The sequence below is a fragment of the Maritalea mediterranea genome, from assembly GCF_021568695.1.
Lineage (GTDB): Bacteria > Pseudomonadota > Alphaproteobacteria > Rhizobiales > Devosiaceae > Maritalea > Maritalea mediterranea.
This window is the reverse complement of record NZ_JAKGTI010000001.1, coordinates 855,213-866,919: the sequence shown is the minus strand read 5'-3', so window position 1 is coordinate 866,919 and position 11,707 is coordinate 855,213. Positions and strand designations below refer to the sequence as shown.

At 52.8% G+C, this 11,707-nt stretch carries 15 protein-coding genes, 2 tRNA genes and 1 pseudogene; 3 read left to right on the top strand and 15 right to left on the bottom strand.

Annotated features, from left to right (window positions below; all coding sequences use genetic code 11):
- Window positions 1–7 precede the first annotated feature (7 nt).
- Window positions 8–928 carry a carbohydrate kinase family protein gene (locus L1I42_RS04225; RefSeq protein WP_236113239.1) on the top strand — a complete coding sequence of 307 codons (921 nt, stop codon included), beginning with the start codon at window positions 8–10 and terminating at the stop codon, window positions 926–928.
- Here L1I42_RS04225 and cueR read toward each other — a convergent pair.
- From cueR to L1I42_RS04150, 15 genes and pseudogenes are all read right to left on the bottom strand, one after another.
- Window positions 920–1,336 (bottom strand): Cu(I)-responsive transcriptional regulator, encoded by a 417-nt coding sequence (gene cueR, locus L1I42_RS04220; protein WP_236113238.1) that lies wholly within the window; start codon window positions 1,334–1,336, stop codon window positions 920–922. The genes L1I42_RS04225 and cueR overlap by 9 nt on opposite strands.
- A complete protein-coding gene (locus L1I42_RS04215) occupies window positions 1,333–1,482 on the bottom strand; it encodes a hypothetical protein (RefSeq protein ID WP_236113237.1) in 150 nt (49 codons plus the stop codon). Before L1I42_RS04215 ends, cueR begins: the two co-directional genes overlap by 4 nt.
- Before the next feature lie 266 nt (window positions 1,483–1,748).
- On the bottom strand, window positions 1,749–2,039 hold the full coding sequence (locus L1I42_RS04210; RefSeq protein ID WP_236113236.1) for a DUF2218 domain-containing protein: 291 nt from the start codon (window positions 2,037–2,039) through the stop codon (window positions 1,749–1,751).
- A 304-nt stretch (window positions 2,040–2,343) separates the two neighbouring features.
- Window positions 2,344–3,726 carry an insulinase family protein gene (locus tag L1I42_RS04205; RefSeq protein WP_236113235.1) on the bottom strand — a complete coding sequence of 461 codons (1,383 nt, stop codon included), beginning with the start codon at window positions 3,724–3,726 and terminating at the stop codon, window positions 2,344–2,346.
- Window positions 3,723–5,030, bottom strand: a complete 1,308-nt coding sequence (locus L1I42_RS04200; RefSeq protein WP_236113234.1) for an insulinase family protein — start codon at window positions 5,028–5,030, stop codon at window positions 3,723–3,725. Before L1I42_RS04200 ends, L1I42_RS04205 begins: the two co-directional genes overlap by 4 nt.
- A gap of 110 nt (window positions 5,031–5,140) precedes the next feature.
- Window positions 5,141–5,216, bottom strand: a tRNA-Phe gene (locus L1I42_RS04195).
- Between the two features lie 126 nt (window positions 5,217–5,342).
- Window positions 5,343–5,552 carry a DNA gyrase inhibitor YacG gene (gene yacG, locus L1I42_RS04190; protein WP_236113233.1) on the bottom strand — a complete coding sequence of 70 codons (210 nt, stop codon included), beginning with the start codon at window positions 5,550–5,552 and terminating at the stop codon, window positions 5,343–5,345.
- 2 nt (window positions 5,553–5,554) lie between these two features.
- The gene (locus L1I42_RS04185; protein ID WP_236113232.1) at window positions 5,555–6,187 is read right to left on the bottom strand and encodes a Maf-like protein; all 633 of its coding nucleotides are present in this window, start codon (window positions 6,185–6,187) and stop codon (window positions 5,555–5,557) included.
- A gap of 39 nt (window positions 6,188–6,226) precedes the next feature.
- Complete coding sequence (infA, locus tag L1I42_RS04180) at window positions 6,227–6,445, bottom strand: translation initiation factor IF-1 (protein WP_027833738.1); 219 nt, start codon at window positions 6,443–6,445, stop codon at window positions 6,227–6,229.
- A 62-nt stretch (window positions 6,446–6,507) separates the two neighbouring features.
- Window positions 6,508–6,948 carry an arsenate reductase ArsC gene (locus L1I42_RS04175; RefSeq protein ID WP_369413088.1) on the bottom strand — a complete coding sequence of 147 codons (441 nt, stop codon included), beginning with the start codon at window positions 6,946–6,948 and terminating at the stop codon, window positions 6,508–6,510.
- A gap of 57 nt (window positions 6,949–7,005) precedes the next feature.
- Window positions 7,006–7,470: pseudogene (locus tag L1I42_RS04170) on the bottom strand (UPF0262 family protein); the annotation flags it as partial.
- 22 nt (window positions 7,471–7,492) lie between these two features.
- Window positions 7,493–8,785, bottom strand: a complete 1,293-nt coding sequence (gene hisD, locus L1I42_RS04165; protein ID WP_236113231.1) for a histidinol dehydrogenase — start codon at window positions 8,783–8,785, stop codon at window positions 7,493–7,495.
- 8 nt (window positions 8,786–8,793) lie between these two features.
- Complete coding sequence (locus tag L1I42_RS04160) at window positions 8,794–9,225, bottom strand: DUF2948 family protein (protein WP_236113230.1); 432 nt, start codon at window positions 9,223–9,225, stop codon at window positions 8,794–8,796.
- A 98-nt stretch (window positions 9,226–9,323) separates the two neighbouring features.
- Complete coding sequence (murA, locus tag L1I42_RS04155; protein ID WP_236113229.1) at window positions 9,324–10,616, bottom strand: UDP-N-acetylglucosamine 1-carboxyvinyltransferase; 1,293 nt, start codon at window positions 10,614–10,616, stop codon at window positions 9,324–9,326.
- Window positions 10,617–10,721: 105 nt separating this feature from the next.
- Window positions 10,722–10,907 carry a hypothetical protein gene (locus tag L1I42_RS04150; protein WP_236113228.1) on the bottom strand — a complete coding sequence of 62 codons (186 nt, stop codon included), beginning with the start codon at window positions 10,905–10,907 and terminating at the stop codon, window positions 10,722–10,724.
- Window positions 10,908–11,089: 182 nt separating this feature from the next.
- On the opposite strand from L1I42_RS04150, the gene L1I42_RS04145 reads away from it, so the two are divergent.
- Together L1I42_RS04145 and L1I42_RS04140 are read left to right on the top strand one after the other, a co-directional pair.
- A tRNA-Thr gene (locus L1I42_RS04145) sits at window positions 11,090–11,164 on the top strand.
- A 157-nt stretch (window positions 11,165–11,321) separates the two neighbouring features.
- Window positions 11,322–11,633: a hypothetical protein gene (locus tag L1I42_RS04140; protein ID WP_236113227.1), complete on the top strand. Its 312-nt coding sequence runs from the start codon at window positions 11,322–11,324 to the stop codon at window positions 11,631–11,633.
- The last annotated feature ends 74 nt before the right edge of the window (window positions 11,634–11,707 follow it).

The following is an 11,707-nucleotide window of genomic DNA, read 5'->3' as shown; positions in this document are numbered from 1 at the left end:
TGTCCCTATGATTTTGTGTTGTGGCGAAGCATTGATGGATATGCTGCCGATTGAAGCGGCGGATGGTCGACAAGGATTTGCACCAGCTGTTGGCGGCTCCGTGTTCAACACCGCCATCGCATTGGGCCGGTTGGGAGCCAATGTGCAGTTCCATTCCAAAATTTCTTCGGATGATCTGGGCCAAAAGCTGCTGAACGCCTTAGCCGAGAGCCATGTGGGTACTGACCCGGTGGTGACGAGCGTCCTGCCCTGTCCGCTCGCCATGGTGCATCTGCAGGACGGGCATGCCAGCTATCAATTTTATGACGAAGGGACCGCCGCGCAAGATTTTACCGCCGATGAAAAGCCGCACCTGCCGAACAATCTGAAGATGGCGTTTTTTGGCGGCATCAGTCTTTTGGGCCACAGGTCCGGCCCCTATTATCGGCGATTGATGGCGCAGATTGGCCAACTGGCGCCCGTAATGCTGGACCCGAACATTCGCCCCGGCTTTATTCAAGATGAGGCAAGCTATCGCGCAGAGCTGGATGAGATGTTTGGCCATGCCAGCATTTTGAAAGTGTCGGACGAAGATTTGGATTGGATTGCTGGCAAGCGTTCGGTTGAGGCGACGTTGGCGCACATTCTGCGCCTGGGCACCAGGCTTATCCTGATCACCAAAGGGGGTGACGGGGTTGAGGCCGTGAGCAAGCATGTGCAGCTTGATGTACCATCGACGCCCGCCCAAGTTGTCGATACGGTGGGCGCCGGCGATACATTTAGCGCCGGCTTTTTGTGCGCCTTGCAGGAACAAGAGCTGTTCGGCAGCCTTCTCACCTTGAGTGAAGAGCAATTAACCCGCGCCATCGAATTGGGGGCCAAGGCTGCCGCTGTCACCGTGTCGCGCCATGGCGCCAACCCGCCTTGGCGACAAGAAATATCAGGCTGATTGGGGTTCCGCAGCGCCGACCTTGTGGCCGGCCAAATCATCAAGGATCGGGCAATCGGGCCGCTGGTCACCATGGCAGTTTTTGACCAGCACATTTAATGTGGAGCGAAGGCTTTGCAGCTCGGCAATCTTGGCGTCGACTTTTTTGATCTTTTCTCGCGCAATCTCTTTCACGTCAGCGCTGGCACGCGATTCATCGTCATAGAGCGAGAGCAATGTGCGGCACTCTTCAATGGTGAAGCCCAGACTGCGCGAACGTTGCAAAAACTGTAGCCGATGCACATCTTCATCGGAGTAATCGCGATATCCATTGTCAGCGCGGCCAGGTTTGATCAAGCCGATATCCTCATAATATCTGATGGTTTTGCTGGGCAGATTCGCTCGTTCCGCGGCGGCACCAATATTCATTGTTGCACCTCCTCAGTCCGGCCATAAAGCTTGCGCAGTTCCGCCAGTTCTTCTTCGGAATAGCCAATGGCATGGGCCTTGCACAACAGCTCCTTAATCGAAGCTGGCAAATTGTCCGCCCTTTTTTCTTCACAGCAAATAGACATTATATTCCTTTCACCGGTGAAAGCATTTGTCGTCACGCCCTATCAGCGCACTGATTGCACCATTGGTGTGCATCAGATTGCGCGCCTGACCAATGGCAACATGGTGTCTGTTCTAAAGCTTCCAGTCAATGTAAGGTCAAGTGATAAAAGGTGTGTTGCAAAAAATAGAGCCAATATTGGGGTTGGCTGGGCATCACCAGTCACGCAAAAAGGGCCGCGAAACACGCGAGTTCGCCACAAGTCAGATCCAAAAGCGAACTTGCCGGTTATAAGGCGTCGCGCCACTCCAGCTCTTCTAGCTCTTCACGAAAGGCAAAGCGCACCAGATGGCTTTCGATCACATCTTTGGTGCGGTTGAGGGCTGCTTCATCTGCCGCTTCAATGGCAATTTCCAGCTGATTGTCATCGGCCCGCATTTTGGCGCTACCGAACGGGAAATTGGCATAACCATGATTGCCCTCAAACCCCGCATCGATCTTATGAGCAAAATGCTTGCATAATTGACCCAGATAGCGTGAGCCTTTTTCTGTGATGAATTGGGTTTGCGATTTTTGCATGGCACACCTCCGCGGGATGAAAAAGCTGGAACGCAGGAAGGTCCTGCGTTCCAGTGCAAATATTGCTGCGCAAAGGTCGCGATCGACAGCAATATTTTAAGGTCGACGCATCTGCACGTCACTTAATATGATTTTAATTATCATATTTTTATATCGATTTTCTTACACACATCAAAATTGAAATTCAAGAGAAAAATCAACAGTTTAGAACGATTCTAAATTATCAAGCCAAATGGCTGTGCGTGTTGCTGAAAATGAGTGGGCTGGCGTCTGCACCGAAATGGGGAACACGCCCTCCCCTTTCCTATACACACTCAGCCAACTGCTCCGGCTGTTTGACCCGACAGTCGACATCAAGCTCGATCGCGTCAATATCGGGCGCCACAATAATTCTTAAAAGCTGGTCGCTTGGAGAAAGATGCGCGGCAGAAAACTCATTGTGAGTCATCAGATTCATTCCCCTGACGGTGGGCAACAGCGAGTTGACAAACTCAACTTCATGCCCTTCCAAAAGCGCCTCAAGCACCAGATTTGGGGGCAAGCTGTCTTCATTTAGAATGTCCTCGAAATGATCAACATAGACTTTTTTGACCTGATCAAAACCAGATTGGTCCATGCCTTGCTCTCGATAATTGTCATAGGTCTCGCTGGCCAGGCGCAGTGCCGCAACGGCCTGATCCGGTGACACCTGTCCGCCCATCGCCAACAATCGCACTTGCCGATCAAAATCAGCGAATTGGGTAAAAACTTCATATGCCGCGCGCAGCTCGTCGCGAAGTTTACGATGCAACCGCGATTCCGACGTAGCACCAAGTTCATAAGCGGTGAAATAGGTTTCAAATTCGCGCCTGCGCGCTTCGCCTTTTACGTGATCAAACAGCAAGACCAGCGCATCATTAGCTGCAGAGTTTTCGATTAATATCGTCTTTGCCACTGGCACAAAGGGCTCCTGCTCAACAGTCACTGCGCGGGGCTGTTTCTGATCGAGTTGATCAAGCAGTATGTCAACCGCCCGCAGCCCAGACGCCATGTCTTTGGGGCCGGACAATACAATAATGGCATCGCCGGCATTGAATGATTGTTGGTACCAGTCCTTGACCTGGTCAAGTTCGACAGCCTGCGTGTCCGCGAAGCTGGCCGACCAGAATCGCGCCACCATAGGATCAAAACTGAGTTTACGCATGGCGCTCCATCCCAACACACCGGAATGATTGCGGTCCAAACCGGCTTTCTCAACCAGATTGCCCGCGACGCGGCGGAACCAACGTTCATCCAGGGTGGAATCCGTCAATACTTGATTGGCAAGTTTGGCCGCCGCCTCAATATCCGCCACATCAGCAACCAGCTTGCCATGTATCGCATCCGGGCGCGCGTGAAGTTGAGCGTCTGCGCCCAAATCCTCAAATTCGCTCAACAAGGTTGCGGGCTCGATGTCGCCGGCCCCTGCTTGCTGAATCAATTGCAAGCCGATGTGCGGCACCACTGGGTTCGCCCCTTCGGTGAAAATATAGTCATTCTTAAAGGCTGCGTGGATGGTGACGGTTTCTGTTTCAAGGGGAATATAATAGACGTCGTGGCCTTTATCCGTGGTGACGGATTTGATTTCCGGCAGATCTGCATTTACCGCGATGCAGCCTGACAGGAATGTAAAAATCAATATGAATGGCAATTGTCTTAAGTATTTCATGGCGTTGCTCGCAAAAATCTAATGGCAATATCGCTTGGCGCGGCAATGGCTTGCATCACGGCGTCATAGTCAAGGTGGGTCAGGCCCTTAGCGGCCTTGTTGATGTCTCGCCCGTTGACGGGTTCCACGCCAAGCAAAAGAGACTTAAAAACATATTCGTGCAGATCACCCGGGGTGTTCTGCAAATCGGCATAGAAAAACTCTGTGTCATTCTTCAGATCATAAAAGCTGGCGCGTGAAACACCAGCGGTCGCAAGGTTGGAGAGCTGAGTTTCGATTTCTGTTGCTAGCTGCTCCAGTTCAACATCAAAATCAGGGGCCGCAAATATCTCCAAAGCCAGTACATTTTGTGTGATAAAATCCAGCTCAATCTCCAAATCCGCCACCCAAAACGCGTCAAACTGCAGAGGCTGACGGAGCCCGCTTCGTCCATTTGAGGTCAATAGGTCATGCAGGTGATCGCGCAACACCATTTTTTGCGCCCAACTATATTGCGCCGGGAACGGAACGAGTTTTTTGATCATGACCCGATCACGGAAAATATCTTCGCTTCGCGCCTCATCCTGATGGCGCTTGTCGCCAAGCGCTAGCCTTTCGCGCTGGTGGCGATCACCCTTTTCCTCCTTGATCGAAAAGTGTTTTTTGACCAGCTTGTTAATGGTCGAATAATTGACATCGCCCCACACATAAAGCGAGGCATTGTCGGGTCGATAAAACTTTTGGTGCGCGTGCAACGCATCATCAATGCTGAGCTGGCGAATGGATTCTTGGGTGCCCAGCACAGAGCGACCAACCGATTGGCCATCAAGCAATCGGCTAAACACCGCATCACTATGATGGGAATAAGGGTAGCGCTGTTGGTGGTGTTGAAATTCGCGTTCAACAATGCGGCGCTCTTCGCGCATAAACTGGCGGTCGAGATGGATGGGCTCGAACACATTGGCCAGGCGCCCCAGAACGACATCTGGCCCCTCATTTTCTTTATCAGCTGCGAAAAAGACGGTGGCTGTCTTGTAGGCAAAGGCATTCTCATCAACCTTGATGGTGCTTTCGCCTCGATCTTTATGCGCAGCCGAAAACATGGCCAAATGTTCGAGAAAGTGCGACAATCCGTGGGGGCCGGACATGTCCGCCTCACCCGCATGGACCACGAGGTAATAATGGGTAATCTCATCGTCAGGATTGTGGAGCAAGTAGACGCCATGCAAAGCACGCGAATAGGCAGGCTTATAAAGATCTTCGGCTGCAAACGCGCCCACCACCAGTTGGGCAACCAGCAACATCAATAAAAAAAGTCGAAACATAATATAACATAAATAATAGCAATTAAGCTGCACCTTAAGCATTGGTAGCCAAAGGTCAACAGGACGCAATTATATTGCAAAACCAGAATGTTATAATTTTGGGAAGAGCGTGGTGCCCAGGGGCGGAATCGAACCACCGACACGCGGATTTTCAATCCGCTGCTCTACCAACTGAGCTACCTGGGCACAATTTGATTGCGTGGCGCAATCAGCATGATGGCGAGGTTATAGGGCGTTCAATCCCTTGTGTCCAGCGCCGAGATGCAAAAAATGCAAAATTTTGAGAGAAAAATTTGGCTTACCCCCAAGCGCTTAATTTTCCTCGTCAAATTCGGCACCATCTTCCTCCACAACCGGGATTGCATAGGAGCCATTGAGCCATTTGCCCAGGTCCAGATCGGCACAATGTTTGGAACAAAAGGGGTGAAATTTGCGGTCGCTCGGCTTGCCGCACATCACACAGGGCTTGGGCGTGCGCAAGCCGGTGACCTTAACCTCACTGGTTTTCGCATCGTCAGCCATAATCAAATCCCCGAAGCAGAATTGAGCCAGTTGAACTGGATCGGATAGCCCTCGCCCTTCAACAGCGACACGGTTTCAAAAAGTGGTAGGCCCATAACGGCCGGATAAGACCCCTGCAACTTGACCACAAAAGCCCCGGCAATGCCCTGAATGGCATAGCCGCCAGCTTTATCCTGCCACTCGCCAGAGGCAAGATAGGCTTCAATCTCGTCGTTGGACAAACGTTTGAAACGGATTTTGGTTTCCACCAAACGGCGGCGAGCCTGGCCGCCCGGGGTCAACACGCAAACGCCGGTATAGACCTTGTGGGTGCGGCCGGACAAAAGCTTGAGGCAATTGGCGGCGTCCTCGAGCATTTCGGCCTTGGGCAAAATGCGGCGGCCGACAGCCACCACGGTGTCGCCGCCCAGAACCAGCGCATTGTCATCAATGCCGGTTTGGCGGGCTTTGTGCTGGGTGGCGATGGCCTTCATATGTGCCAAGCGCCCGGCCAATTTGCGCGGCGTTTCGCCCTTATGCGGGGTTTCATCAATATCAGCGGGCACGAGATGATCTGGCTCAATCCCAATTTGATTGAGCAGCGCCAAACGGCGCGGCGATGCAGACGCCAAAATCAGGTCCGGACGGGCCACCATAGATGAAATCTCCGCAACAGCGCCTTGGGCGCGTTTCGCTTACTTAAAGCGGTAAGTGATCCGCCCTTTGGTCAGATCATAAGGTGTCATTTCAACCAGCACCTTATCGCCTGCCAAAACACGAATGCGGTTTTTGCGCATGCGCCCGGCTGTGTGGGCGATGATTTCGTGGTCGTTTTCAAGCTTTACCCGGAAGGTCGCGTTCGGCAACAATTCTTGCACGACGCCCGGGAATTCGAGCATTTCTTCTTTAGCCATTCTGTCTCCTGAGCTAATTTTTCTGCCTTATAGCAGCATAGGTTGGCGCAAACTATACAAAATCACGACTTTTGTGAACCATTTGCTTTCACGCCCGTCAAGTGGGCTGGCAAGTCGGCCTTGATTCTTTGGGTCAAATCTTCACGCAAGGCCCGATAGGCATCCAAACGCTGTTCGCGATTGCCCTCTTCAAGGGTCGGGTCGTCCACATCCCAGTGCAATCGTGCGCCCGCCTCATAGTTTTTGGCATCCACCGCCGCAGGCGCTTCTTCCGACAGGGTGACGATCAGATCAAAGCTGGTGGCCACCAATTCGTCCATGGTGTGGGGGGTGTGCACCGACATGTCGATGCCGATTTCTTCCATCACATCATGGACAAAGCGGTCCACCTGACCAGAGCGAACGCCGGCTGAGCGAGCAATGAGCTCGGAGGGGAAATATTTCCGCGCCAAGGCCGCGGCCATGGGCGAGCGCACCGAGTTCATGGAACAAACAAACAGCACCGAAGGCTGCTTTTGCGCCACGCTGACCGAGCGATCGGCATAGGGCTGCACCGCGCAGATCAGGGTGAACAGGCGGCGCGCCGTGTTCAAATCCATGTCCAACTTGCCCTTCAACCGTTCGCGCAGCATTTCGGCCGCATCATTGTGCAGGCCACGGCGGCCCATATCGACGGCTTCGATCTGCATGGGCTGGGCGCTCTTAATGGCGTCATAATAGCTGTCGCGAATGCGGAAATAATCGCGAATCATCTGCCGCATGGGCGTGAGCGACAAAAAGTGCGCCGCAATCGGTTCGCTGGTTTCCGGATCGCGTATATCCAGCACCAGATGATTGCCCTGAATGGACAAGTGGAGCGCAAAGGGTCCGCTGGCGCCATTGGCCGGGGCAAAGGCGTTTTGATCCACCAGATCATAAACTGCGATGCGCCGTTCATGCACCTCATCCGGATCAATGGAAATGATGGTTTCCGGATCAAGAGTAACGGTGACGAGCTTATCGGTTTCCGGGTCCAAAATGCGCATCCAGCCTCAAAACAATTATCGGCTACAGATTAAGCCGAATTGAGACCGAACGTCCATGGGCTTGCAAATCTTCCGCTTCAGCCAGGGCGATGGCATCGGGTGCCAGGGCAGAAAGCGAGCTTGGCGTGCAGCCCAAAATGGAAATGCGTTTGATAAAATCATGCACATTCAAGCCGGAGGCATAACGGGCCGACCGCGCGGTGGGCAGCACATGGTTGGTGCCGCCAATATAATCGCCAATGGCTTCAGGCGTGTGGTGGCCCAAAAAGATTGCGCCGGCGTGGCGTACCTTGTCGATATATTGCTCGGCGTTATCCAAGGACAATTCCAAATGTTCAGGTGCCATACGGTTCGCAATGTCGAACGCTTCATCAAGGTCATTCACCTCGATCACCGCGCCAAAATCGGCCCAGGATGGCCCGGCCAGATGTTTTTTGGGCAACAGCTCCAGTTGCCGCTCAACTTCGGCCATCACATCATCTGCCAATTTTGAGCTTGTTGTGACAAGGATGGATTGCGCTGCGGTGTCGTGCTCCGCCTGGGCCAGCAAGTCTGCCGCAATCCAAGCCGGGTTGGCACTGTCATCGGCGATCACCAGCACTTCTGATGGCCCGGCGATCATATCGATGCCCACTTTGCCAAAAACCTGACGTTTGGCCGCGGCGACAAAGGCGTTGCCGGGGCCAACAATTTTGTTCACCGGCGCAATGGTTTCGGTACCGAAGGCCAGCGCGCCAATGGCTTGGGCGCCGCCGATCCGGTAAATCTCGTCAACGCCAGCAATTTTAGCTGCGGCCAGAACCGTTGGGTTCACCTTACCCCCCGGAGTGGGCACCATCATGGCGACGCGTTCAACGCCGGCCACGCGGGCTGGCGCGGTGTTCATCAAAACTGATGAGGGATAGCTGGCCAAGCCGCCGGGCACATAAATGCCTACGGCATCCACCGCGTTCCATTTAGAGCCGAGGGTGACGCCCTGCTCATCTTCGAACAATTCGTCTTTCGGCAATTGCCGCTCATGATAGGCGGTGATCCGCTTATAGGCATGCTTCAGCGCGTCAATCAGGTCATCCGGGGTGTCGAGATAGGCTTGATCAATCTCGTCCTGATCAAAGGCCAAGCCTTCCGATGACAATTTCAGCTCATCAAATTTCTCGGTCAATTCGATCAGCGCATCATCGCCGCGCTGTTGCACCTGATGCAGAATTTCAGCCACCGCATCGCTCACCTCCACCGAGGATTCACGCTTTGCATTCAAAAGCAGATCAAACTTGTTCTCAAAGTCGGCATCAAATGTGCGCAGTCGTTGCGGCATAAAACTTCCTATTCGATTTCGTGTGCGGGCTTGGCCTTGGCACGCCATGCCGCACCCAGATCAGCCAAACGGGCTTCAAGACATTCCACTTCAAGCGCTACGGAGCCACCGCCGGCAAAGTTCAATGTAATGGTGCCCGAAGGCGCATCTGTTTCTTCAAAACGGATGGTCAGCAACTCTAACACGCCATCCTTCGCGTTGACGTCAAAGCCAGCAGATTTTGCAGACAAGACATTGTCGAAATGAAGCGCGCTGCGTCTTCGCTCACCTTTTTTCGATTTATCGCCTTTTTCCCAGGCGAAACGATTCATCAGAAAGGCAAAGCGCTTGTCGCCGGGCACATAGCCCATATCTGCCACTTTAATGATCGCATCCTGCGTGTAGGCAGAGATCACATCCAAATCTTCTTGGTCGAGCGCGAGCAATTTCAGATCAGCCATTTTGTTTTCCTGCATTATCAAGCCGTGGGTCATACCTAGTGTTTGTGGCGCAAGTTCACAATGGCATTGCTTCAATTATTCGTGGTTGGCGTTGATGTTCATCCGGTCACGCGCTCGATTTTTGCGCCACAGCGACTCAATTTGTCCTCGAGCCGCTCGAAACCACGATCCAGATGATAGATGCGGTTGACGATGGTTTCGCCTTCGGCGGCCAAACCGGCAATCACCAGAGACACGGAGGCCCGCAGATCCGTCGCCATCACTTGAGCGCCTTTGAGATTTTTCACCCCGGTCACTTCGGCCGCTTGACCCTCCACATCAATATGGGCGCCAAGTCGCGCCAATTCGCTGACATGCATAAAGCGGTTTTCAAAAATGGTTTCGCGGATGGTGGATTTGCCGTCGGCCCGACTCATCAATGCCATATATTGCGCCTGCAGATCGGTGGGGAAGCCCGGATATTCGGACACATCCACATTGATCGGTTTGACCGCGCTGCCATTCTTAACGATGCGCACGCCCTCTTCTTCTTCGATCACGTCTGCACCGGTTTGCTTCAGCACATCTAGCGCCGCACGCAAATGTTCGGGGTTGGCGCCTTTCAAGAGCACATTGCCACCTGTCATCGCGACAGCCATGGCATAGGTGCCCGTTTCAATCCGGTCGGGGATCACGTCCACTTCAGCACCATGCAGGGCCTCCACGCCTTGAATGGTCAAGGTGCGGGTGCCGACCCCTTCAATTTTGGCGCCCATGGCGATCAAGCATTCGGCAAGATTGGTGACTTCAGGTTCCATCGCCGCATTTTCGATCACGGATGTGCCCTCTGCCAATGTGGCCGCCATCATGATCACATGGGTTGCCCCCACAGAGATACGCGGCAGCACAACTTTGCCGCCTTTCAAGCGGCCGCCGGGGGCTTTGGCATTCACATAGCCGCCGTCAATTTCAATCTCTGCGCCCAGTTGCTGCAACCCGTCGATGTAGAAATCCACCGGCCGTGTGCCAATGGCGCAACCGCCGGGCATGGAAACCCGGGCTTCGCCCATCCGCGCCAGAAGCGGACCGATGACCCAAAAACTGGCCCGCATGGTGGAGACCAGCTCATAAGGCGCGCATGTATCGACAATATCATGGGCAGTGAAGGTGATACGCTGGCCCTGCATGTCATCATCGCCGCGGCGACGGCCTTGCACGGAAATGTCGACACCATGATTCTCTAGGATGCGCTCGAGCTGCTTCACATCGGCCAAACGGGGGACATTATTGAGTATCAAGGGATCTTTGGTCAGCAAAGATGCGATCATAAGTGGCAATGCGGCATTTTTTGCACCTGAAATGGGCAATTCGCCATTGAGTTCGTTGCCACCAACCAATCGAATACGATCCATATTATTTCCTTCTTAACTGACCCGACAGCGGTCTTAGACTAGTTTCGCGCACCTTATGCCCAAAAATGCGGCCAAAAGGTAGCACGCGATGAAGCAAAAGCGCACTTAATCTTTATTTTCTTTCATTTTTTCAAAGGCACTTGGTTTGCCTTTTGGGCGTTCCGCCAGTCCCGTCGGGGTTTCCACACGGGCTTTAGACTGACTTTTGCGGCGGCGTAAATTGGCGCGCAACTGTGCGGCCAGCCGTTCCTTGCGCTGCTCTTCCTTGGATTTTTGGTTTTGAGATGTCATCACTTCAAACTTCACATTGTTAGGTGAAAAACGGGCTCATCCTTGTTCGATCCGTTTCTTGCATGTTTTTTGCGCTCTCGTCCAGTTTTCCCCTTGCGTTGTTGAAATCATTGTGGCAGTAACCTCGGCGCTTGCTGCGAAAATGTTCGCACCACGTAAGATCACCATTTGATCGCAACAATGCTGCCGTAGCTCAGGGGTAGAGCACTCCCTTGGTAAGGGAGAGGCCGAGAGTTCAATTCTCTCCGGCAGCACCATTTTCTCTTTAAAGTATCGCTGGCCGTCGCCCCCAACAACATATTGCGGTCGCTTTATATGTGTAGGTAAATTCGTTTTTTCGTTGCCACTGATGTTAAATCCGTGCGATCGTTCCGACCACACAATTGATTAACAAATCGTTAAGCGAGAAATGAGATGAAAAAATTCATATTGCCTGTGGCATTTTTTGCAATGTTTGGCACTACTGGTGCCTTGGCGTCATGCCCTAGCCCAGAATACCAGCCAACTAACGACGGCGTGTGCTTTTTCGATGTCTTCTGCTTCCTAGGTCGGTCTGGTGATCTTGATATTCGTGACGGCGTAAAATTACAGCAATGCCAATTGGACAAAATTAATGATGTCCCAGCGAAAAAAGAAGAAGACGAATGTATAATAATAGTAGACGATTTGCGTACACTTGCTGACCCGTTTCGCGCGTTTAAGCCTGGTCCCTGTTATTTCACCTAGTTCATCCTATCCTAATTGCGGGCGACCATTGTTCATTGCGCAAAAATTCCTTCTAAACTGAGGTACTCGGAGAT